General features: G+C 62.4%; 17 protein-coding genes and 1 riboswitch. Of the genes, 9 read left to right on the top strand and 8 right to left on the bottom strand.

Annotated features, from left to right (window positions below; all coding sequences use genetic code 11):
* Positions 1–50: 50 nt before the first annotated feature.
* The 4 genes from EKO19_RS14895 to EKO19_RS14880 form a co-directional block, all read right to left on the bottom strand.
* Positions 51–917, bottom strand: coding sequence for a hypothetical protein (locus EKO19_RS14895; protein WP_129777159.1), 867 nt, complete (start codon positions 915–917; stop codon positions 51–53).
* Positions 918–1,067: 150 nt separating this feature from the next.
* The gene (gene uca, locus EKO19_RS14890) at positions 1,068–4,712 is read right to left on the bottom strand and encodes an urea carboxylase (protein ID WP_129777158.1); all 3,645 of its coding nucleotides are present in this window, start codon (positions 4,710–4,712) and stop codon (positions 1,068–1,070) included.
* A 113-nt stretch (positions 4,713–4,825) separates the two neighbouring features.
* Positions 4,826–5,476 (bottom strand): urea amidolyase associated protein UAAP2, encoded by a 651-nt coding sequence (locus EKO19_RS14885; RefSeq protein WP_129777157.1) that lies wholly within the window; start codon positions 5,474–5,476, stop codon positions 4,826–4,828.
* Positions 5,476–6,213: an urea amidolyase associated protein UAAP1 gene (locus EKO19_RS14880; RefSeq protein ID WP_217705352.1), complete on the bottom strand. Its 738-nt coding sequence runs from the start codon at positions 6,211–6,213 to the stop codon at positions 5,476–5,478. Before EKO19_RS14880 ends, EKO19_RS14885 begins: the two co-directional genes overlap by 1 nt.
* A 228-nt stretch (positions 6,214–6,441) precedes the next feature.
* A riboswitch (guanidine-I (ykkC/yxkD leader) is annotated at positions 6,442–6,542 on the top strand.
* A 95-nt stretch (positions 6,543–6,637) separates the two neighbouring features.
* Between EKO19_RS14880 and EKO19_RS14875 the strand changes: the two genes are divergently transcribed.
* From EKO19_RS14875 to EKO19_RS14850, 6 genes are all read left to right on the top strand, one after another.
* Positions 6,638–7,717 (top strand): putative urea ABC transporter substrate-binding protein, encoded by a 1,080-nt coding sequence (locus EKO19_RS14875; protein ID WP_217705351.1) that lies wholly within the window; start codon positions 6,638–6,640, stop codon positions 7,715–7,717.
* Positions 7,718–7,892: 175 nt separating this feature from the next.
* Entirely contained in the window at positions 7,893–8,705 is an 813-nt protein-coding gene (locus EKO19_RS14870; RefSeq protein WP_129777156.1) for an ABC transporter permease, read from the top strand.
* A 2-nt stretch (positions 8,706–8,707) separates the two neighbouring features.
* Positions 8,708–9,478 carry an ABC transporter ATP-binding protein gene (locus EKO19_RS14865; protein WP_129777155.1) on the top strand — a complete coding sequence of 257 codons (771 nt, stop codon included), beginning with the start codon at positions 8,708–8,710 and terminating at the stop codon, positions 9,476–9,478.
* 149 nt (positions 9,479–9,627) lie between these two features.
* Positions 9,628–9,999, top strand: a complete 372-nt coding sequence (locus EKO19_RS14860) for a response regulator (protein ID WP_129777154.1) — start codon at positions 9,628–9,630, stop codon at positions 9,997–9,999.
* 36 nt (positions 10,000–10,035) lie between these two features.
* Complete coding sequence (locus EKO19_RS14855; RefSeq protein WP_129777153.1) at positions 10,036–10,614, top strand: hypothetical protein; 579 nt, start codon at positions 10,036–10,038, stop codon at positions 10,612–10,614.
* A 413-nt stretch (positions 10,615–11,027) separates the two neighbouring features.
* Entirely contained in the window at positions 11,028–11,240 is a 213-nt protein-coding gene (locus tag EKO19_RS14850; protein WP_129777152.1) for a hypothetical protein, read from the top strand.
* A gap of 86 nt (positions 11,241–11,326) precedes the next feature.
* On the opposite strand, the gene EKO19_RS38295 is transcribed toward EKO19_RS14850, so the two are convergent.
* Positions 11,327–11,644 (bottom strand): hypothetical protein, encoded by a 318-nt coding sequence (locus EKO19_RS38295; RefSeq protein WP_157995266.1) that lies wholly within the window; start codon positions 11,642–11,644, stop codon positions 11,327–11,329.
* Positions 11,645–11,688: 44 nt separating this feature from the next.
* Between EKO19_RS38295 and EKO19_RS14840 the strand changes: the two genes are divergently transcribed.
* Positions 11,689–12,387 carry a histidine phosphatase family protein gene (locus tag EKO19_RS14840; protein ID WP_157995265.1) on the top strand — a complete coding sequence of 233 codons (699 nt, stop codon included), beginning with the start codon at positions 11,689–11,691 and terminating at the stop codon, positions 12,385–12,387.
* A 128-nt stretch (positions 12,388–12,515) separates the two neighbouring features.
* On the top strand, positions 12,516–15,032 hold the full coding sequence (locus EKO19_RS14835; protein WP_157995264.1) for a chemotaxis protein CheW: 2,517 nt from the start codon (positions 12,516–12,518) through the stop codon (positions 15,030–15,032).
* Here EKO19_RS14835 and EKO19_RS14830 read toward each other — a convergent pair.
* Positions 15,016–15,591: a hypothetical protein gene (locus tag EKO19_RS14830; RefSeq protein ID WP_129777148.1), complete on the bottom strand. Its 576-nt coding sequence runs from the start codon at positions 15,589–15,591 to the stop codon at positions 15,016–15,018. The genes EKO19_RS14835 and EKO19_RS14830 overlap by 17 nt on opposite strands.
* A gap of 191 nt (positions 15,592–15,782) precedes the next feature.
* Here EKO19_RS14830 and EKO19_RS14825 point away from each other — a divergent pair, with 191 nt between their 5' ends.
* Positions 15,783–17,813 (top strand): carboxypeptidase regulatory-like domain-containing protein, encoded by a 2,031-nt coding sequence (locus EKO19_RS14825; RefSeq protein ID WP_129777147.1) that lies wholly within the window; start codon positions 15,783–15,785, stop codon positions 17,811–17,813.
* Positions 17,814–17,819: 6 nt separating this feature from the next.
* Here the strand turns inward: EKO19_RS14825 and EKO19_RS14820 are convergent, their stop codons facing one another.
* Both EKO19_RS14820 and EKO19_RS14815 read right to left on the bottom strand, forming a co-directional pair.
* On the bottom strand, positions 17,820–19,961 hold the full coding sequence (locus EKO19_RS14820) for a glycoside hydrolase family 3 N-terminal domain-containing protein (protein ID WP_407676651.1): 2,142 nt from the start codon (positions 19,959–19,961) through the stop codon (positions 17,820–17,822).
* A 145-nt stretch (positions 19,962–20,106) separates the two neighbouring features.
* Positions 20,107–22,287, bottom strand: coding sequence for a xanthine dehydrogenase family protein molybdopterin-binding subunit (locus EKO19_RS14815; RefSeq protein ID WP_129777145.1), 2,181 nt, complete (start codon positions 22,285–22,287; stop codon positions 20,107–20,109).
* Between the last annotated feature and the right edge of the window lie 6 nt (positions 22,288–22,293).

Below are 22,293 nucleotides of genomic sequence, written 5' to 3'. Positions count from 1 at the left end.
CAGAGGAGAAAAAAGCATCGACGCCGGGCCTAACCAGTACACGCGCAGGGCTACTGGGACGCTCCCGTTCCAGTAAAGGCCGCGGCGGTCGGCACTGGATGCAAAGACTCAGCGGCAATGACCGCCGGCACCTGCGCCGGCGTCGACGGAAGTGGCGTCGTCATCGGCGCCGGCTCGGCGGGGGCCGGCGCGCTTCCGAAACCGAATTCCACGACGACCCGCGCGATATGCGGATGCTCACTGCTCCACTGCATGAAATTCACACACACGGCTTTCAGTTCCTGGCCCTGCGCGTACTCGAACGAGTTGCCGGTGAAGCGCGCGCCGCCCAGGTCTTGCTCGAACGTCACCTGATGTTGCTCCCACGGGTACTGCATGGCGTCCGGCTGCGCGAACAAGTGAATGCGATCGACGCGCGCATATGACGGGATCGTCCCGCATAGCGCGATACGCTGAGCTTCCTGCTCACTACAAGCTGCAGTGGCACCGGCCGCACGACAGGCCGGCACATAGACGACGGACTCGACACTGTCCGCGACGCTCTCCATCGCGGCAGGTAACGTCACCGCTTTGTTGGGCATCGATGCGGAATCGGCGGGAGCAGCGACTTCGGTACGCGCCGCCTCTCGCTCGGCGGCGATCATCGCGCGCATTTCCTTCAACTCGTCACGCATGGCGCGCATGTCTTCAGCGGCGCGTTGTTTCATGAATTCGGAATAGAGAAAACCGCCCGCGGCCGACGCGACCATCAACGCGAGCACGGCCAGCACCGAGCGCAACGTGGAACCCTTCCTGGGTTTCGAGTCGACGCGAGACGTGCGTTGTTGTTTGAAGGAGCTGAACAGCTGAAACAAAGCGGTGGTGACGGTGGCTAGAGCACCGATCATGGCCGCCATAATGGTTTCGGAAAGACCCATCGAAGTCCCTTGACGTTGGAGCCGCGCCCTGCCTTATGTCCGGTCTGCGGCGGGACTGTACTGCGTCACACTTTGCAGCTCTGCCAAACAGTTGGCAGTTTCGGGGGCGAAGGACGGGATGGATGCAATTGCGTCCGATATTTCGTTCAGCTAGCGCGCGTTATGTCCGCTTGGCCTGATGACGCCCAGCACTTCACCGGCGGACACTGCGCGCCCGACCGCGCAGCGGATCTCAACGATCTCTCCGGCCTGTTCAGCGATGATGGGAATCTCCATCTTCATTGCTTCCATGACGAGCAGCTCTGTTCCGGCGTCGATGCGTTGGCCCACCGTGACGGTTTGTTTCCAAACGCTGCCCGTCACGGGCGACGTAATTGCCTCGCAGCCGGCGGGGACGGCTGCGACCGCCGCCTCGCCAGTGACGGCCGGCTCCGAATCAAATGTGAGCTGTCCGCTCACCCGCCAGCGTTCTCGTTCTGCTTCGAACGCTGCCTGCTGTTTCGTCTTGAACGCGACGATCGAGTCGTCGTTGTCGACGAGAAATTGGCGATAGTCCCGCAGCTTCAGCGTGCTCTCCTCAACGCGCAGTTTGAACTTGCCACGCGGGAAATCCTCGCGCATCTGTAGCAATTCATCGGCCGACACCGGATGGAACCGCAACTGATCGAAGAAGCGCAGCAGCCATTGCTTGCCATCCTTGAAGTCGGCCGTCTGACGGTGACGATTCCACATCTGCACCGTGCGCCCCACGAATTGATAGCCGCCCGGCCCCTCCATACCATAGACACACAAATACGCACCGCCGATTCCGACCGCGTTTTCTGGTGTCCAGGTGCGAGCCGGGTTGTATTTGGTCGTGACCAGGCGATGGCGCGGGTCGAGCGGCGTCGCGACCGGCGCGCCGAGGTAGACGTCGCCCAACCCCATCACGAGATAACTGGCATCGAAGACGATGCGACGAACTTCGTCGATGGACTCGAGCCCGTTCACGCGGCGGATGAATTCGATATTGCTCGGACACCACGGCGCGTCCTTGCGCACCGACTGCACATATTTATCGATGGCGACGCGCGTCGCCGGGTCGTCCCAGGAGAGCGGTAGATGGACGATGCGGCTCGGGACTTCGATGTCATCGACCGCGGGCAATTCTGCTTCGGCACGGAGCAGGACCTTCAGCAAGGCACGTTGTGAAATGACGCCGCTGTCGAAATGGACCTGCAACGAACGGATGCCCGGCGTCAGCTCGAGCACGCCATCCACTCGCTGCCGTTGCAGCCAATCCATCAACGCGTGCACTCGGAAGCGAAGCTCGAGATCCAGCACCAGCGGGCCGTACTCGACCAACAGATAGTTGTCGCCAGCCTGGCGGTAGCAAACCGCCGGCGTGCCGGTCGCCGAGCCCGCGATGGTATGGAGCACGGGCTCGCTAACGATGCGCCGCTTCACGGTGCGATCTGCGTCTGCACCGCTGCGCGGTGCGCCGCCAGTCAATATCTCTTGCGCCAGCTCGGCATCGCCGCCGACGAGCTCGGCCGTTTCGCGCGCGGCCGGACGGACGCAGCGAAACCTTACTTTATCGCCCGGCCGCAGCTGCCCGACTTTCCACAACTCACTGCCGACGATCGTCGCCGGGCACACGAACCCACCGAGGCTCGGCCCGTCCGGGCCAAGAATCACCGGCATGTCGCCAGTGAAGTCGATCGCACCGATGGCGTAGGCGTTGTCGTGAATGTTCGAAGGATGCAGCCCCGCCTCGCCACCATCGGTGCGGGCCCACGTCGGCTTCGGGCCGATCAAGCGCACGCCGGTGCGGCTCGAGTTGTAGTGCACCTCCCAGTCAGCGGCGAAGAACGTCTCGATATCTTCCTCGGTGAAGAAATCCGGCGCCCCATGCGGCCCCGACATCACATCAATAGTCCACGCATTCGAGTACGCCGGAATGCGCGCCGACGACAGTGGCAAACCAACATCGGTCAAATCAACGCTCTCATTCAAGCGCAACGTATCGCCGGCACGCAGCGCCCGGCCTGCATGGCCACCGAACTGACCCAGCGTGAACGTCGCACGACTGCCCATATACATCGGCACATCGAATCCGCCACGCACGGCCAAATACGTTCTCTGGCCGGCACCTTGAATGGCGCGCATCTTCAAAACACTGCCAGCCATGACTTTGACAGCCGCCCAATACGGCACCGCCGCCCCATCGAGCTCAGCCATCATCGATGCGCCACACAGCGCAATCACCGCCGGCGCATTGAACCTCAACGTCGGCCCACTGACCGTGAGCTCCAGCCCCGCCGCCGGCCCGACATTTCCCACCAGTTCGTTGGCCAACCGAAACGCGAGATCGTCCATCGGCCCCGACGGTGGCACGCCGATATCCCAATATCCCACCCGCCCCGGAAATTCTTGAAGGCTGGTGTGCGTGCCGGCCTGAAGGACTTCCACCGTCGCCGGCCGATAAACCAGACCCGCAAGAAAGCGAGTCGTCTGCCGCCCCTCGCGAAACACCTCATCGGCGATCACACGTCTGAGATAGGCAAGGTTCGTCTCGATCCCATACAACTGCGTGCCCGCCAACGCCTCCTGCAACCTCCGCAGCGCCTCCTCACGATTCGCTCCGTGCACAATGATCTTTGCGAGCATCGGATCGTAGTGGGCCGGCACTTCCGTGCCCGTCTCGACCCAATGATCCACACGCACGCCCTCCGGCCACTGCACATGAGACAGCAGCCCGCTCGACGGACGAAACTGATGCGCGGGATCCTCGGCATACACACGAACCTGGATGGAATGACCGCTCGGCTCCACTCGATGATTCAGCAGATCCGGCGGCTCGCCCGCGGCGACTCGTAGCATCCACTCGACCAGATCGATGCCAGTGACCTGTTCGGTAACACCGTGCTCCACCTGCAGGCGCGTGTTCACTTCGAGAAAGTAAAACTCGCCGCTGGCATCGTCGTATACGAATTCGACCGTGCCGGCCGACTTGTAACCCACCGTCCGGCCGAGCCGCTCGGCGCACAAAAACAAGTGCTGGCGGGTCCGATCGTCGAGCCGAGGCGCGGGGGTTTCTTCGATGACCTTCTGATTGCGTCGCTGAACGGAGCAATCCCGTTCGCCGAGCGCCACCACATTGCCACGGCCATCGCCGAAGATCTGCACTTCGATGTGACGTGCCTGCTCGACGAACTTCTCGATGAACACGCCGCCCTGGCTGAAGTTACTGGCAGCCAGTCGCTCCACCGTGTGAAAGGCTGAGGCCAGCTCTTCAGCGCTACGACACAGCTGCATGCCAATACCACCGCCACCCGCCGTGCTCTTCAGCATCACGGGATAGCCAATGACAGCCGCCTCGAGCGCCGCGTGTTCGGCATTGCTCAGTAATCCACTGCCTGGCAGCAGCGGTACGTCTTGCGCTTGGGCCAACTCGCGAGCAGTGTGCTTCAAACCGAAGCTGCGCATCTGCTGAGGGCTCGGTCCGACAAACACGACACCCGCCGCCTCACACTTCTCGGCGAACGATGCGTTCTCACTGAGAAATCCATAGCCCGGATGAATCGCCTGCGCGCCGGTCTCGCGAGCGGCGGCGATGATTCGGTCCTGGCGGAGATAACTTTCGGCAGCCGGCGCGGCGCCGATGTGGATGGCTTCGTCCGCCATGGCGACGTGCATCGAGTGACGATCCGCGTCGGAGTACACGGCGACTGAACGAATGCCCAACCGCCGCAGCGTGCGAATGATCCGGCACGCAATCGCGCCACGATTCGCGATCAGCACTTTATCGAACATGAGAACGCCTTCGACCCGTCCGGCGTTGCCGGGCGCATCCGATGCCGGGTCGTCCCGGCGTTGTCATGAAACCCGCGGGTCGTCCCGCGAGTGGCGACATGCGTCGCCTGCCGTCAATCCCAGACCAGTACTTCGACCGGCGTCGGGTTATAGCCGTTGCACGGGTTGTTCAACTGCGGGCAGTTGGAGATCAACACCGTTACATCCATCTCGGCCCGCATCTCCACGTAACGACCCGCGGCGGAGATGCCATCGGCGAACGTGAGCTTGCCTTGCGGCGTCACTGGCACGTTCATGAAGAAGTTGATGTTGCTGGCCAGGTCCCGCTTGCCGAAGTCGCGGTGATATTTCGCGCCCCAATGCGACAGCGCCAGCAGGAAGTTGTCGCGACAGCTATGCATGTGCCGCTTCTCGATCGCGTAGCGGACCGTGTTGCTCTCAGCCGAGCAGGCGCCACCCAGCGTGTCGTGACGACCGCAAGTGTCGGCAACGATCGTCAGCATCGTGTTGCCTTCGTTGGAAAGCAGCAGCGTGCCGGCGCTGAGATAGATGTTTCCCTGGGCGCGAATCGTGTCCTGCGCGCTGTAGCGCTCATCGAGCGACGCGCCGCTGTAGAACAACGTGTCGACGGCCTGGTTGCCTTCGAGGTCGACGATGCGAAAATACTGTCCCTTCCTGAGACTGCCCATCCACGGCTCGCCGGCCGGAATGATCTGCCGGTGTACAGCCTGCGCGGGGTTCAAGGCACTTTCCTTGAGTGCCATCAGCGGTACCACACTTCAGTATTGCGAAAGCCCCGTTCGTTCTCGGGACAGCGGGTACGGCAAGGATCGTTGCGAGGCGCCGGACGCGAATGCCACGTCGTCAGTCGCACCTCCTTGGGTTGATAGCGGGTCGCCGGATCGAGCGGATGCTGGCAGGCGGCCAGCACCACCAGGGTATTCATCTCGAAGCGCAGATCGACATAGCTGCCCGCGGTCGAGTGCCCGTCGTGGAATGTCAGGGTGCCGCTGTCGTCGGCAGTCACTTTGCTGAAGAAGTTGATGTTGGCGGCAAGATCGCGCTTGCCCAGGCCGTACTTGCCCAGCTCGTTCAGAAAGCCGTCGTAGGCATTGCGGTGATATTCGTTGCGGCGTTCCTGATAACGGGCGTCGCCATACTTCGCATTGATCATCGATGCGTTCGTGACGCCACACAGCGTGTCGTGCCAGCCGCAGGTGTCGTCGGTGATGGAACAGATCACGCGGCCCATGTCGGAGTAGCACACACAGGCGCGAGTCAGATAGGCGGTGTGCTGGGCCTTGAGCGTGTCGGCCATGTTGTAGCGCTCGAGGCGATCGTCGTAGTTATAGAACAGCACCGAGACGTTGCCACCGCCAGCGACATCCGTCAGCCGCAACGTCGTCCCCCGCCGCAGCAGCCCGGACCAATGAGCGCCGCCGACGACGAGTTCATCCCAAAGCATCCAATACGGCGCGCCTTCGGCCATTCCCACACCCATGAAAAGTCCGCGTTGACTTGGGACCTGCAGAGCAAGGAGCGTACCAATGCGCATTCCTCGTGCGGTCTGCGCATCTACGCACCCGACGCGAGCACGAGCGCACTGCTTGAGTGCGATCACGACAAATCGGCGCGCCATTTAAATGCACGGACGACGGCCGCACGTGCGGCGAGCGGCGACAAATCCAGGCGAGCGTCGAGCGGCACGCGCCTTGCAAACTCAACCATTGCAATTTGCCTCTAGGGTTCCGATCGCTTGGGCGATGCTGGTCCGAGAGAGGCAGTCCAGTGACGAGGCTGGATACACGGCGGGATAAAAGCCCGGGAGGTTTGCGCGCCGGCAGGCGGCCTCCCTATTTATTTCGACGGGGATGCGTCTTCCGGCACTCGACTCGAGTGACCTGTCCAATAAGAGGAGACGCCGAATGTTGTCCCACGCTCGTTCCCTTGCTGTTCGCATGCTCCGGGTCGCATTGCTGACCCTGACGCTGCTGGCACTGACGCCGGCGGCTCATGCGGCCGAGAAGAAATCGTTCAAGATCGCCTGGAGCATCTACGTCGGCTGGATGCCGTGGGACTACGCGGCTCAAAGCGGCATCCTGAAGAAGTGGGCGGACAAGTACGGTATCGCCATTCAGCTCACGCAGATCAACGACTACGTCGAGTCCATCAATCAATACACCGCCGGCGGCTTCGACGGTTGTGTAATGACGAACATGGACATGCTGACGATTCCGTCGGCGGGCGGCGTCGACTCCACCGCACTCATCATCGGCGACTTCTCCAACGGCAATGACGGCGTGGTGCTGAAGGGCAAAGGCAAGACGCTCGCCAACATCAAAGGACTGCCGGTCAATCTGGTCGAGCTGTCGGTGTCTCACTATCTGCTGGCGCGGGCGCTGGAAACGGCGGGCCTGCAGGAACGGGACATCAAGGTCGTGAATACGTCCGATGCGGACATCGTCGCTGCATACGCCGCCGCGGATACGAAAGCGACGGTGACCTGGAAGCCGCAGCTGAGCGAGATCCTGGCGGCGAAGGATGCGCAGCTGGTGTTCGACTCCAGCAAGATCCCGGGCGAGATCATCGACATGATGGTCGTGAACACGACGACGCTGAAGAACAACCCGAAGCTGGGTAAGGCATTGGTCGGCGCGTGGTTCGAAACATTGCAGCTGATGGCGGCGAAAGACCCGAAAGCTCTGGCGCACATGGCCAAAGCATCGGGCACGGACCTCGCGGGATTCAACAGCCAGCTGGCGACGACCAAGATGTTCTGGACGCCGGCGGAAGCACACACGTTCGCGACCAGCCCGACGGTGATCAAGACCATGGACTCGGTGCGCAAGTTCTCGTTCGATCATGGCCTGCTCGGCGAGGGAGCGAAGACGGTCGATGCGGTGGGCATCGAGTTCCCGGGCGGCAAGACCCTAGGCAATGCCAAGAACGTGAAAATGAGATTCGACGCCAGCTACATCAAGATGGCGGTGGACGGCGCGCTGTGATGCTCGATAGCCCGGCCGCCAACACAATTGCTCGATCGGCTCGCCTCCGCGCCGAAACGGCGCGATGCCCGCCGACGGGAACAGGTGCCGGGCATGTTGCGATGATTCACCACACCAGACAGTGCCGCCAGCGACAGCTGGCCGGCACGACGGCGAAGCGGAGCGAGCCGGTTTCATGCCCCGGCTGGTAAACCTGTACCCCTCGAGCGGCGGCGCGCTGGCACTCGGCGCGCTACCGTTCTTGATCTTGATCGCCGCTTATCTATTCGGCTCGGCGACACGGCTCGCTGAGAATCCAGACGATAAGCTGCTGCCGGCGCCGAGCGCGTTCGTGGAGACATTGAAAAGCTACGCGGTCGAAGAAGACCGGCGCAGCGGCGAAGTGCTCTGGTGGCTCGATACCGGCGCCAGCCTGAAGCGTCTATTGATAGCGTTGGGTATCAGCGCACTCATCGGCATCGTCGGCGGCCTGGCCATCGGCGCGCTACCCATAGTGCGATCCCTGCTCGGGCCTTTCGTGGCCGCGCTGGCAATGATCCCGCCGCTGGCCATCCTGCCGATCCTGTTCATCATGCTCGGCCTCGGCGAAGTCGCGAAAATCGCATTGATCGTGTTCGGCGTCGCGCCCTGCATCATTCGCGACGTCTCCCTGCGCGCCGGCGAGCTGCCGAAAGAACAACTCATCAAGGCACAGACCCTGGGTGCATCGAGCTGGCTGCTCGCAACGAGAGTCATCCTGCCGCAGCTCTGGCCACGCCTCATCGACGCGCTACGACTGACACTCGGCTCGGCGTGGCTGTTCCTCATCGCCGCCGAGGCTATCGCCTCCACCGAAGGACTCGGCTATCGCATCTTCCTCGTGCGTCGCTACATGGCGATGGATGTGATCCTGCCCTACGTCATCTGGATCACGCTGCTCGCCTACACCATGGACTGGTTGCTCCGAATGACGCGAGCCCGTCTGTTCCCCTGGGCGGAGAGCCGCTGAGCATGGCGTCCGTCACGGTCAAACATCTGTGGAAGGAATACGGCAGCCAGGTCGTGCTGGAGAATCTGAACCTGCACGTTGCGGATCGCGAGTTCGTCACCATCATCGGTGCCTCCGGCTGTGGCAAGACCACGTTCCTGCGCATGCTGCTCGGCGTCGAGCAGCCAACGAAGGGCCAGTTGCTGATCGACGGCGAGCCCGTGCCCGCCGAGCCCGGCCCCGATCGAGGCATCGTGTTCCAGCGTTACTCGCTGTTCCCGCACTTGAGCGTGCTCGACAATCTGATGCTCGGCCTCGAGTTCTCCGGCTCGCGCTGGCTCGGCAAGCTGTTCGGCGCCAGGCGACGCGTGGCATTGGAGAAGGCCGAGAGCCTGCTCGAAGCGATCGGGCTGCACACAGCGCGCGACAAATATCCGTCGCAACTGTCGGGCGGCATGCAACAGCGTCTGTCCATTGCGCAGTCGGTCATCCGCGAGCCCAAGATCCTGTTGCTCGACGAGCCGTTCGGCGCGCTCGACCCGGGCATCACCGCCGACATGCACGAGATCATCCTGCGTCTGTGGCAGGCGAACCGCATGACCATCTTCATGATCACTCACGATCTGAAAGAAAGCTTTCAGCTCGGCACCCGCTTGCTGGTGTTCGACAAACGCCGTAACGATCCGCACGAACCGGAACGATATGGCGCGACTGTGACGTACGACATTCCGCTGAACCGGAAAAAACACAGCATGCCCCTGGCCTCCCTCACAGCCGCGCTCGCCGGACCGTAATCGCCGGGCGCCGTCCCCGCAGAGTGCGACCGGCCGCTCATTCCGGGAACCCCCGACTCAACTCCCCGCAGCAATCGCCGTTAATACGGCAAACGATGCGGTCGCTGCCCCCTGTGACTGCCAGATTCTGTGTAATTGGAGCGCGCGTAATGTCTGGAGCCTCGAAGTCAATTCTCGCCGTGGACGATTCAGCGTCGATGCGCCAGATGGTCCGCTACACCCTGGAGGGGGCGGGCTACGAGGTGATCCAGGCTGCTGACGGCGTCGAAGCCCTCGACCTCGCCAAGGGACGCGGTGTCGACCTGGTGCTGACGGACGTCAACATGCCCCGCATGGACGGCATCACGCTGGTCAAGGAACTGCGCGGCCTGGACAGCTACAAGTTCACGCCGATGCTGGTGCTGACCACCGAGTCCGGCCCGGAAACCAAGCAGCGCGGCAAACAGGCCGGCGCGACCGGCTGGATCGTCAAGCCGTTCAACCCCGACCAGCTGCTCGCGACCATCGCCCGAGTGCTCTAAATCCGCCGACGCCACGGAGCCGCGGTAACGCCGTCCATGCTGCCCAGTTCAATAGAAATCACCAACGCCGAAGCAGCGCCGCTCGCCGATTGGACGCCCGAACAACAGATCGCGCAGATGCTCGAGCTGTGCGAGGCGCAGATGGAATCGGCGACCTGCGAATCGGACCTCGCGGTCGACTCGCTGGTCAAAGCCTTCTCCGGCCTGGCCGAAACCGCCCGCGCCTTGAAGGCCACAGCCGCCAGGATGACGCCCGAACAGCGCGCCGCGCTCGGTGACATCGATCTGAAGAAACAGATGGAGTCCATCGAACGCCAGATGACTTCGGCAGTCGTCGCCTTCCAGTTTTACGACAAGCTCACGCAACGGCTCGGCCACGTGCGTTACAGCCTGTCCTCGCTCGCCTTGTTCGTTTGCGACCGGGCCCAGGCCAGCGAGCGCGAGCAGTGGCGCCGCCTGTTCACGACGCTCAAGCGCCTGTATCGCACCGAGGAAGAGAAACAGATCTTCCAGATGATGGTGGAAGGCGCGTCCGCCGACGAAGCCCGCGATCACATTCACCAGAGCACGCAGACCATTCGCGTCGGCACCGCCGGCGACATCGAACTGTTCTGATTTTCCGTTAGCCGCAAGCCCCACTCCAAACCCTCCCGTGCACGGGAGGGGGAAGAATTCTTTTGTTTTCTCCTGCGGAGGCCCCGAGCCGGAGAGCCGCCGGCCTCACTCATGTGTGCACACCTTGCCGGCAGTGCTCTTATTTGCGCTGTATTTCATAACGTCGCCGGCGCGCAGCGGCCTGCGGGTTTCCCTGAAAATATTTCCGCCCTGTTACATCGCTTAAATATGAAGCTGAGAAGTGCGTCGCGTTTCCAATATTTTTGCGGCGCATTTACAGAATCAGTGTGATGTGACGCACGCTCCAGAATCGCCAGCAGGCTATTGTTGGCCCCGTTCGATTAGCTGTAAGGAGCGGGTCCGGAGCTGACCTCGCCTAACGCGTCCAAGAGATGCAGGAAAGGGAGCCACTCATGGTGATCAAGTCTCAACAAATCGTTGGTATTGCCGGCGCGTTCGCGCTGGTCGGCGCAGCCCTCTGGGCGTCCTCGGCACTGTTCAGTCCGCCGAAGGAAGTGCCGAGCGTGGAAATCAGTCAGGTGCAGGAGCGCTCCTGGGCCGTCGAGATCACCGATCTCGGCCCGGTCGAACCGACACCCGAGAAGCGCACCGCAGCCGTTCGTTAGTTCCACCCGGGCACCATGGAGGTGCCCCGCCGCCATGGGCAGCGAGCATCGAGAAAAAACCACGCTTTTTTCTCGATGCACGATCGTCATTGAGTAGCGATTTCGCCCTCGCCGACCTTCTCGATCATGGTCTTGATGCCGTTCTCGAAGCCCGGCCCCGAGCCGTTGTAGAACAAATACATCGGCTTCTCGTTGCGTAACAGATCGATCGCGTTGTGATAATGGTCGAGGTGGTAGTAGAGCACCACCTGGCCCTTGGTCACCGTGTCCGCGGGCAATGTCGTCCCGTTGGGCAGAAACACCATCATGCCGATGTAATTGCCCGCGCTCTTCAAGGCAACGCGCGGCGAAAAGGCATTTGCGGAATAGAAAACCTCATACGCATCGATGCGAGTCAGCGACATTGCGGCTCCTGCCATGGATAAGTAAGCGCAACTATACTGCGTGCATGAGCACGATTTATCTAGTCCGCCACGGCCAGGCCTCGTTCGGCACTGACAACTACGATCAACTGTCCGCCACCGGTCGCGAGCAGGCCCGCCAGCTCGGCAGCTACTTCGCGGGGCTGGGCGAACGTATCGATCGCATCTATTCCGGTTCCTTGCAACGACAGACCGAAACCGCCGAGCTGATCAGGGAGTCCTTCGTGGAGCAGGCGCCGCCGCTCGCCATCGAGACCGCGTTCGACGAATACGACAGCGATCTGATCCTGGATACGTTCGCGAAATCGCTGCCGCCGGAGCAGCTGGCCGAAGCGGGCTGGCCCGAGCTGCGCACCGATCGTCGCAAGTTTCAATTCTTCCTGGAGCGGGCCGCCCGGGCCTGGGTCGAAGCGCAAATCGAAGCCGACGAGATGACGCCGTGGCGGGGCTTTCACGGCCGCATCGTCGGCGCCATCGAAAACATCATGCGCACCGAAGGACGCTCGAAAACATTGATCGTCAGCACCTCCGGCGGCGTCATCGGCACCCTCGTGGCCAATGTGATGGGCCAGTCGAATCACACCGGCATCGAGCTCAACTGGGCGGTTCACAACGCCTCCATCACTCGTCTGATCTACAGCGCGGAAAAGGTCTCGCTGTCGATGTTCAATGGCCTGCCGCACCTGGATCGTGCAGAGCTGCGTCATCTCATCACCTACCGCTAGAAACATTCCCCCCTTGCACCCTTTTGGACGCGAGAAATCGCGAACCAGGGCGCATTTTACTTTTCAAGGTTGCCGCAATGCGGGCCGTTATCTGTCTGACAAGGCCAGACAACGAGGGACGGCAATTCATGGTCAAGGCAGCGGTGGTACGTCATATGTCCTCGGTGGAGGACTATCGCGCCCGCTTGGCCAGCTTGCAGGGCTCGTGGGACACGTTGTCGTTGCTATCTCATTTGCGCGGCGACGGCGCCGACATGAGCGGCACGCGCCAGGCTTTCGAAGCACTGGCCAACGACCTCGTGCACAGCCTGAGCGAGGAAACATATAAGAAGGCGATGCTGGCGCTGAAAGCACGTGGCCAGATCGCCATCGATGTGATCGTGCGCAATCTGTTCGAGCGCACCGCCGATATCGGCTTCCTCGCGATCGACGACGACATTCGCGATTATCTGCGACAGCACCGCGCCGACGGCTCGCAGGTCAAGAAGTTGAATGAGCGCCTGCGTGGCCGCTTTCGTGAGTACGTCGGCAAGTATTCCGTTTATCACGACGTCGTCTTGCTGGACACGGAGGGCCAGGTCCTGGTCCGCCTGGACGAGCGTCACAACGTCGGGCGCACCTCGCACGAGCTGTTGAAACATACGCTCACGACGCGTCAGGGCTACGTCGAGACGGCGGGCCGCATCGACCTGCTGCCCGAGTCCGATCACAACCTCGTCTATTCATTCCGCGTCGGTGACGGCTCGCGCGTCGAAGGCGTGCTGTGCCTGTGCTTCCGTTTCGAGGACGAAGTCAGCGGCATCTTCGCCAAGCTGCGCTCGGACGATGACTGGACCGTGTTCTGCTTCCTCGACGACAAAGGCACGGTGCTCGCGAGCAGCGATGCGTGGCAGGTTCCGCTCGGCGCACCGATGCCGCTCGTGCTCGATGCAGGCGGCCGCATCATTCGGTTCGCGGGCCGTGAATATCTCGCGGTCACCTGTCCAACCCAGGGATATCAGGGTTACATGGGCCCGGGTTGGTACGGGCACGCCATGATGCCGATCGAGCACGCGTTCGATCATCATGCTGACGAAAGCGCGAAGGCGATTCCACGCGAGCTGCTCGCAGCGCTGCGTGAGAGCCAGACCATCTTCTCCCCTGCCCTGCGCAAGATTCCCGTGCAAGCCGATGCGATTCAGCGCGAGTTGAATCGCACGGTCTGGAACGGCAACGTGCGTCTCGCGACCAGCACGGACACCGGTAGCGACTTCACCAAGGTCCTGCTGCGCGAGATCGGCAACGCCGGTCGCCGCACGCAAGATACATTCGAGCACTCCATCAGCGAGCTGCAGGAAACAGTGGTGTCATCCATCCTCGATGACGCGCAGTTGCTCGCCGAACTGGCGGTCGATGTGCTCGACCGGAATCTTTACGAGCGCGCCAACGATTGCCGATGGTGGGCGCTGAACGGCGCGCTGAGTCGCCATCTTTCGGACGGCAAGGGTGATCGCGACGCCGGCGAGATCCTTCGCCACATCAACAGTCTCTACACCGTCTATCACGACATCGTGCTGTTCGACGCGGCGGGGCGCGTCGTCGCGGTCTCCAATCCATCGCATGCGAGTAAGGTGGGCAGCACGATCAGAGAGCCTTGGGTCGCGGCCACGCTAGAGCTGCGCGACTCGCAGCAGTATGCGGTGTCGGCATTCGCCCGGAGCGATCTCTATGGCGACCAGCACACGCTTATATATGGCGCCGCGCTTCGCAACGAATCGCGTCGCGTGGTCGGCGGCATCGGCATCGTGTTCGACACCACTCCTCAGTTCAAAGCGATGTTGCGCGATGCCCTGCCTCGCACCGAGTCCGGCGACATCGTAAGCGGCTGCATTGGTTTGTTCGTCGATGCACGCATGACCGTGGTCGCCGCTACGTCCGACTATGAGCCGGGCGATACGATCGACTTATCCCGCGACGTGCTGAGCAGCGGCCAACAGACCGTTTGCATGAACGGCACTCACTACGCCGTCGGCGTGCGCAAGACGACGGGCTATCGTGAGTACACCGGCATGGGTGCGTACAGTCTGATCCTCATTCCACTGGGCGCGGCCATCGAGCGCGTGGTCCTCCGACGTGCCGAAGCGCAGAGTCATCGTCGCGCCATCGCGCAGGAGCCGATGATCGATATCGCCACGTTCTACTGCGGCCAGCAGCGCCTGGGGTTGCAGCGGGACGATATCGTCGAGGCCATGGACGGTATCAATCTGCGCCCGATTCCGAACGCGCCCGCCTGGCATGCCGGTCTATTGATGTATCGCGAATCCCCGCTGCCGGTGATCGATCTGGGCAAGCTGTTGAATGCAGGTCCCGGCACCGAGGCGCGCAACGTCATCGTCCTGCGCGCGGTGGAAACGGGTCAATTGTTTGGTCTGCTCGTCGAAGAGCTGGCGGACATTCCCGAGATCGCGGTCAGTCGCATCCTGCCGGTGGGCGATCTGAATGCGCGTGGCGTGAGCATCCTGGATCGCGCCGTGCGGCCGGAGCGGGCGGAGGAGCCGATGCTCATGCTGATGAACGTGGAACAGCTGCTGATTTACGCCGGCGCGGCCGGCTTCAAGTTGTCGCAGCCGATGGCATCGGTGACGCCGCTCAGAGCCGCGGGCTGAGCTTCAGCTGACGGATCAGCCCGGCGTAGTACGCGTCTTTGCTGGCGTTACGAGTCATCTCGAGCTGGAACTGCTCATCCCTCAACAGCGCCATGCGCGTGGCCTCTTCGGCCTTCGGCGACGACATGAAGGCTTGCGCCCGGCGCAGCGCCTGACCCATGTCGCACTTGTAATAAGTCTGCGTGGCGAGCACCTGACGCGTTTCATCGCGGGTGCCACGATTCGAAACCCACAGCGAGTTCACGGTGAGCTGTTCGCTCTGGATGCTGAACTCTTCATCGGCACCGACCAGCGCACGGCGCACGAATACATTCGGCGCCTCGGCGGTCAACTCGATGGAGTCCTGGCTGCCGATACGACGCGGATCCGCTTCGGAGAGCACAGTGAACGCGGTGACTTCGGAGTCCTTGGCCGAGTACTGCACGATGGTTGCGCCGGCACTCTCATCCTGGCTGCACCACATCCCTTCCAGCGCCTTGGTGGAACCGGAGGTCGCATGAGCAGCCTGCGCGCACAGGCCCGTCAGCAGCATCGAAACCAGGAACTTCGCGTTTGACATGTTCGCTTATCGCAGCTCGATCGTTGGACGGGGTGAGCTGGAGCAAGTTGCATGCCGGCAAGCTCAGACCCTTGCGGCGCCGCTGAATTGCCCGCCCGTCAACAAACTGGCGCGGGCGATTTGATAAGAAGCCCGACAGTGGATGCCGGGGTGTATCCTCGCTCCCGGGCTTCGCTTCGGGCTGTTTCGCCATGGACCGCCGTCGCACCGTCGCGCTGATTCTGGGACTGGTGCTGTGCCTGGCTCTGCTGGGCCGCTGGGTCGTGCGCTTCGACAAAGAAGGTTCTCTTGAAACGCCCGCGCCTCCCGCCAGCGAGCCGATCGCCAAAGTCATCCAGCCCGCGCGTGAAGATTCGAAGCCGGGCTCCATCATTGCGAATGAAGCGCCAATGGGTGCCGGCATATTTCGAGGTCGCGTGATCGACGCGGCGACCCGGCAGCCCATTCGCGAATTCACGGTGGAGTTTCATCCACCGCGACAGCCCGAACGCCGCGAGCCACCGCCACCTCTCTCGCGCTCGTTCCATAGCGAGGACGGACGATTCGAGTATCACGGCCTGCCGACAGTCATCGGCACTCTGTTCACGATGGCACCGGGCTATCAGCGCTTCAACATCGGTGCCGTGCGTATCTCGGAAAATCCACAGGCAAAAGAAATCCTGATCCCGATGCGGGCAGGCCATGTCGTGAGCGGGCGCGTCATCGACGAGCTCACCAAAGAGCCGATTGCCTCGGCGGTGATCAACTTTCGTGAAGCGTCCGTGGGTGTTTTCGAGGGTGACTTCCGCTCGCGACCGTCAGCGCGCTCGGCAAAAGACGGTACGTTCGTGCTCAACGGCGTACCTCCTGGCGCCGTCCGCGTCGGCGTCGGCGCGTCGGGTTATACAAGCAAGGAAATCGAGATCCTCGCGAGCGGCAAGACACCGCCCCTGGAAATCGCACTCAACAAAGGCGGCACGATCGCGGGATATCTCGCCGACGTGGACGGGCGCACACCGGTCGCTGGCGAGATCAGCCTGGGCAATCTCGACGAGAACATCACGGTCACGACCTCGACCGGCAGCGCCGGCGAATTCTCATTCGATCGACTGAAGGCCGGCCGCTATCTGCTGGCCGGCCACGGCGGCAATTTGAACGGCCAGCGCGAGATCGAGCTGGCCCACGACGAGCGGCTCGAAGGCATCGTGGTGGCCATGAGCCCGGGGCACAGTATTCGCGGCGTCGTTACCGGCCTGCGGCCGGAAGAACTGGCCGGCGCATACCTGTATGCCTTCGCGGAGAACACTCGCAGCGGTCGCGGCTATCAGTCCACGCTCGATGAACGGGGAGCGTATGAAGTGCGAGGTGTCGCACCGGGCTCGGTCCGAATCCAGGTCGCCGCCGGCGCTCGTGGCGGAGTGACCAAGCTCGTCCAGATGCCCGCGGACAGCGACCTCGTCGCGAATGTTGAATTCAAACCTGGCGCGCGCTTGAGCGGACGCGTCACCGCCGGCGGCAAGCCGCTCGCCGGCGCCATGTTACGTCCGCAATCCATATCACCCGATGGGAATATCGATGTATTTCTGAGTCCGCTGGTGACCTCGGCGAGCGGCGAGTACTCGTACGAAGATGTGGCTGCCGGCGACTATGTGTTCATGATCGAGTCATACGCCAGTTCCCGAGTGCGCGTCTCCGGCGACACCGTGTTCGACTTCGACGTCCCCAACGTGCACCTGTCGGGTCACGTGTTCGAGGAAGACAGCCAGGTGCCCATAGTCGGTGCCCGCATCAACGTCCGGCCGGCGCAGCGGCAATCGCAGTCGAGCCGGCTCAGCGACAGCTCCGACAATTTCGGGCAATTCGGCATTCGCGGCATGCAACCGGGCGACTTCGTGGTGTCCGCCTATAAGGCAGGCTATGAGCTGTATCGCGCGCCGCTTTCCTACGGCTCGCCCATCTCCAATATGACCATCTATTTGCGTCCGTCGCGCGGCGTCGAGATCAAAGTGCGCGAGGCCGGCAGCCATCGGGCGATCGACAGCGTCCTGGTGCTCGAAAGTATCAACGGCGTCACCGGCGTCGCCCTGCAATTGCAGCCCGATCGCAGCGGCATCAGCTATCTGCCTGGCGGGTTCGCGGGCAGCTCGTTGCGAGTCTCAGCCTTCGGCTACTACCCGATCGAGGTCAAGGACTGGAACGGCCAGCCGCTGGACCTGAGCCTGCAACGCGAACCGTTACAGTGAGCTCTGTCACCCGGCCAGCAATTCAAACCGTTTGCTGACACCCGCAGTGGCCGACGGCGCGACCCACACATCGAACTCACCGGGCTCGGCAACGAACTGCATCTGCGCGTTGTAGAACGCGAGATCTTTACGCGTCAGCATGAACTGCACTTCGGTGGACGCTCCGGGCGGCAGGCGAACTTTCTTGAATCCCTTCAACTCGCGAATGGGGCGCGTCATGCTCGCCACGATATCGCGAACATAGAGTTGTGCGACTTCCTCGGCCTCACGGTCGCCCGAGTTCGTGATTCTGGCAGTGATCCTCAGCGTTGCATTCCATGCCAGCGACTCCGCGCTCAGCTTCGGCGACTCATACTCGAAGCGCGAGTAAGTGAGCCCGTGACCGAACGGATACAGCGCTTCGTTCGATACTTCGCGATAACGCGCCTTGAATGCCGGCCCTTCCTTGCCTTGCGGCCGGCCCGTGGTGCGACGATTGTAAAAATACGGCTGCTGTCCGGAGTCCTGCGGGAAGCTCACCGGCAATCGACCGCCCGGGCTGTAATCGCCGAACAGCACATCCGCGATGGCGCTGCCCGTCTCCGTGCCGAGGAACCAGGTCGTCACGATGGCCTGCGCATTACGCACCGCGCCTTCGAGCGCCAACGCGCGGCCGTTTCGTAACAACACGACCAGCGGCTTGCCCACCCTGGCCACGGCTTCGACGAGTTGTTGCTGAGGCGGAGGGACGATGATCTGTGTCCTCGACTGCGCCTCCCCCGACATGTCCTGCCCTTCACCGATCGCGAGCACGACCACGTCAGCCGCACGAGCCGCGGCGACCGCCGCGTCGATGCCGCCATCCATCGGTTTCTCGATCATCGAGCCCAGCGTCACGGTCAACAGCGACTGATCCGCCAGCGCCGCGCGCATGCCCTGCTCGACGCTGACGACGTGATCGGACTTGGCGAAGGGCGCCCAGGGCCCGGCGAGATTCAACGTGTCGTTGCCGAACGGACCGATCAGCGCGATCTTCTTTCCCGACTTGGGCAACGGCAACAAACCACCCTCGTTCTTGAGCAGCACGATGGAGGCGCGCGCACTCTCTCGAGCGACGGCGCGCAGCTCCGGTGTCATCGTGTCCCGCTGCTCGACTTCCGGATTGAGCGAGCGATAGGGATTATCGAACAAGCCGAGCAGATACTTCGTGCGTAACACGCGTCGTACCGATTCATCGACGACAGCCATCGCCAGGTCGCCGCTCTCGACCAGCTCCGGCAAATACAAATTATAGAGATCGCTCTGCATGCTGATGTCGACGCCAGCCAGGAGCGCGAGCTTGGTCGCCTCGCGATCGTCCTTGGCAACGCCGTGCATGATCAGCTCCTTGTCGGCCGTGTAGTCCGAAACCACCATGCCGCGGAATTTCCATTGATCGCGCAGCAGACCGGTCATCAATGCGCGGTTGGCCGACATCGGCACGCCGTTCACATCGTTGAACGAGCTCATCGTGGACAGCGCGCCCGCATCGAACGCAGCTTTGAACGGCGGCAGATAAACCTCGTGCAAGGTCTGCTCGGTCATCTCGACGGTGTTGTAATCCATGCCGCCCTTGGCCGCGCCATAGGCGACGAAATGTTTCGGGCAGGCGAGCAGGCTGTCCTCGTCGGTGAGACTTCGTCCCTGGAACCCACGCACCCGCGCAGCCGCGAGCGCCGAGCCGAGGAAAGGATCTTCGCCCGAGCCCTCGGCGACCCGGCCCCAGCGTTGATCGCGACCGATATCGACCATCGGCGCGAAGGTCCAGTGCAAGCCGTTCGCAGTCGATTCGACGGCAGCGGCGCGCGCCGTGCGTTCAGCCAACAGCGGATCGAAGCTCGCGGCCTCACCCAAAGGGATAGGAAAGATCGTATAGAGACCGTGTAAGACATCGGCGCCGAAGATCAGCGGAATCTTCAGCCGCGACTCTTCCACCGCGATTCGTTGAATGGCGCGGGCACCGGCGGCGCCGAAGCCGTTGAAGACGCCGATCAATCGTCCTTCGCGAACGCGCTTGGCGAGATTGTCATCGACGGGCGGACCGGCTTCGGGATTGATCAGCGCCTTGGGCACCACGCGCGTCGAGTCGGAGAAAATGCTGAGCTGTCCCGCTTTCTCCCGAAGGGTCATTTTCGCGATCAGCGCTTCGATGTGCGCTTCGGCGCTCTTGCTGAGCAAACCGGTGCCCGCTGCTCGCTCGGCCAGAGCGAGCAGCGAGAGAGAGGACGCACCGAGTAGAAATTTCCGACGGTTGAACGCGACTGGCATCAATCCATTATGCCAGCTTCACTCCATGCGCCGAGAGCGGCAGGGCGTGAATGGGCTTGCCATCGATCTGGGCCAGCGCATTCGCCAGCGCCGGCGCAATGACAGGCGTGCCCGGCTCACCGACACCCGTGGGCTTGTTCTTCGACGGCACGATGTGCGTTTCGACGGCCGGCATTTCGTTGATACGCAGCACCGGATAGTCATCGAAGTTGCTCTGCTCGACCTGACCTTCCTTGAACGTCACCGCGCCCATCAGCGCCGCCGACAAACCGTAGCCGATGCCCGACTCCATCTGCATGGCGATGATGTTTGGATTCACAGCGATACCGCAGTCCACCGCGCACACCACGCTGACCAGCTTCGGCCCGTTCGGCGTCTTCTTCAGCTTCGCGACCTGACCGACCACGCTGTTGAAGGACTCATGCAATGCCAGACCGTAAATCTCATCGGTCGCGCGCTTCTTGTTCCAGCCGGCCTTCTCAGCCACCAGATCGAGCACGGCCAGATGGCGCGGATGCTTCTCGAGCAACGACCGGCGCAACGCGCACGGATCCTGTTTGGTCCCGCGAGCGATGTCGTCGAGGAAACATTCGGTGGAGAACGCAGTGTGCGTCGATCCCACCGAGCGCCACCACAACACCGGCACCTGTGGCTCGGTGGTATGCAACTCCACCAGCAGATTCGGCACGTGATACGGCAGATTCTGCGCGCCTTCCACCGACGTGAAATCGATCTTGCTCTTGCTGTCGAACAGCGTGCCGCGCGTGATGGACTGACCGACGATGCGATGCTGCCAGGCGATGATCTTGCCCTGCGCATCCACGCCAGCCTTGAGCCAATGGACATACATTGGGCGGTAGTAACCCGCGCGCATGTCTTCTTCGCGAGTCCACACCAGCTTCACCGGATCGGACGTGCCGATCGCCTTGGCGATGGCCACGGTCTCCACCAGATAATCGCCGGCCGGATTGGCACGACGGCCGAAGCTGCCGCCGGCGAACAGCTGATTGATCTTCACATCCTTCGGCGCGATGTTCAGCATCGTCGCGATGGCCATCTGATCGGCGGTCTGGAACTGCTCGCCGTTCCAGACTTCGCACGTGCCCTGGCCGATCTGCACCACGCAGTTCATCGGCTCCATCGTGGCGTGCGCCAGGTAGGGGAATTCGTAGGTCGCTTCGAAAGTGCGCGCCGCGGAGGCGAACGCCTTCTCGACATCGCCTTCCTGCTTGGCGATATCGCCCGGCTTCCTGCTGAGCTCGCGATACTGCTTCAGCATCTCATCCGAGCTCTGTTTGAACGCGTTCGACTCGTCCCACTCGATGCTCAAGGCGTCGCGACCCTTCTTGGCCGCCCAGAAATCAGTCGCGACCACGGCAACACCGGAGCGCGCCGGCGTCTCGAACGCGACCACGGACTTGACGCCCTTGATCTCCTTGGCCTTGCTCGCATCGAAGCTCTTCACTTTGCCACCGAAGCGCGGCGGATGAGCGACGACGGCGGTCAACATGCCCGGCAGCTTGAAGTCCTGCGTGAAGATGGCTTTGCCGGTCGACTTCGCTCTGCTGTCGACGCGCGGTGCGCTCTTGCCGATGCGGTTGTAGGCCGACGGATCTTTCGGCTTCACCTCGGTGGGCACCGGCAACTTCGAAGCATCGGCGACCAGCTCACCGAAGCGCGCCGACTTGCCCGACTTGTGCTGAACGACGCCCGAAGCAATCGTGATTTCGTTGGCCGGCACCTGCCAGCGATTGGCGGCGGCGGTCACGAGCATGGCGCGCGCGGTGGCGCCTGCGTTCTTCAACTGCTCGTACGAATTCGCAATCGCGGTGCTGCCACCCGTGCCCTGGAACGGACCGAACGCGAGATTGTTATAAAGCTTCGCATCGGCGGGCGCGCCCTCGACCCGAATCTGATTCCAGTCGGCATCGAGCTCTTCGGCGACGATGGTGGCGAGGCCCGTATAGGACCCCTGCCCCATCTCGGTGTGCTTCGACAGCACGGTGACGATGTTGTCCTCGCCAATTCGCACGAAGGCATTCGGCACGAACGTGCCGGCCTTCGCCGCAGCCGGCTCGTTGGCCTGCGCGCCAACCGAGGGCAGCCACAGGCCCACGGTCAGGACGGCGCCACCTTTCAGGACATCACGACGAGTCGCGTGAATCATCGAATCTTCTGCTGCGCTCATGGTCGT

The organism is Peristeroidobacter soli, from assembly GCF_004138485.1.
Taxonomy (GTDB): domain Bacteria; phylum Pseudomonadota; class Gammaproteobacteria; order Steroidobacterales; family Steroidobacteraceae; genus Steroidobacter; species Steroidobacter soli.
The sequence above is the reverse complement of the archived record's forward strand: the minus strand, read 5'-3'. Positions and strand labels throughout refer to the sequence as shown.

Coding starts and splice junctions, on each gene's coding strand:
- EKO19_RS14895 (WP_129777159.1), bottom strand. CDS start 917: ATGGGTCTTTCCGAAACCATTATGGCGGCCATGATCGGTGCTCTAGCC.
- uca (WP_129777158.1), bottom strand. CDS start 4,712: ATGTTCGATAAAGTGCTGATCGCGAATCGTGGCGCGATTGCGTGCCGG.
- EKO19_RS14885 (WP_129777157.1), bottom strand. CDS start 5,476: ATGGCACTCAAGGAAAGTGCCTTGAACCCCGCGCAGGCTGTACACCGG.
- EKO19_RS14880 (WP_217705352.1), bottom strand. CDS start 6,213: ATGGGTGTGGGAATGGCCGAAGGCGCGCCGTATTGGATGCTTTGGGAT.
- EKO19_RS14875 (WP_217705351.1), top strand. CDS start 6,638: ATGTTGTCCCACGCTCGTTCCCTTGCTGTTCGCATGCTCCGGGTCGCA.
- EKO19_RS14870 (WP_129777156.1), top strand. CDS start 7,893: ATGCCCCGGCTGGTAAACCTGTACCCCTCGAGCGGCGGCGCGCTGGCA.
- EKO19_RS14865 (WP_129777155.1), top strand. CDS start 8,708: ATGGCGTCCGTCACGGTCAAACATCTGTGGAAGGAATACGGCAGCCAG.
- EKO19_RS14860 (WP_129777154.1), top strand. CDS start 9,628: ATGTCTGGAGCCTCGAAGTCAATTCTCGCCGTGGACGATTCAGCGTCG.
- EKO19_RS14855 (WP_129777153.1), top strand. CDS start 10,036: ATGCTGCCCAGTTCAATAGAAATCACCAACGCCGAAGCAGCGCCGCTC.
- EKO19_RS14850 (WP_129777152.1), top strand. CDS start 11,028: ATGGTGATCAAGTCTCAACAAATCGTTGGTATTGCCGGCGCGTTCGCG.
- EKO19_RS38295 (WP_157995266.1), bottom strand. CDS start 11,644: ATGTCGCTGACTCGCATCGATGCGTATGAGGTTTTCTATTCCGCAAAT.
- EKO19_RS14840 (WP_157995265.1), top strand. CDS start 11,689: ATGAGCACGATTTATCTAGTCCGCCACGGCCAGGCCTCGTTCGGCACT.
- EKO19_RS14835 (WP_157995264.1), top strand. CDS start 12,516: ATGGTCAAGGCAGCGGTGGTACGTCATATGTCCTCGGTGGAGGACTAT.
- EKO19_RS14830 (WP_129777148.1), bottom strand. CDS start 15,591: ATGTCAAACGCGAAGTTCCTGGTTTCGATGCTGCTGACGGGCCTGTGC.
- EKO19_RS14825 (WP_129777147.1), top strand. CDS start 15,783: ATGGACCGCCGTCGCACCGTCGCGCTGATTCTGGGACTGGTGCTGTGC.
- EKO19_RS14820 (WP_407676651.1), bottom strand. CDS start 19,961: ATGACCCTTCGGGAGAAAGCGGGACAGCTCAGCATTTTCTCCGACTCG.
- EKO19_RS14815 (WP_129777145.1), bottom strand. CDS start 22,287: ATGAGCGCAGCAGAAGATTCGATGATTCACGCGACTCGTCGTGATGTC.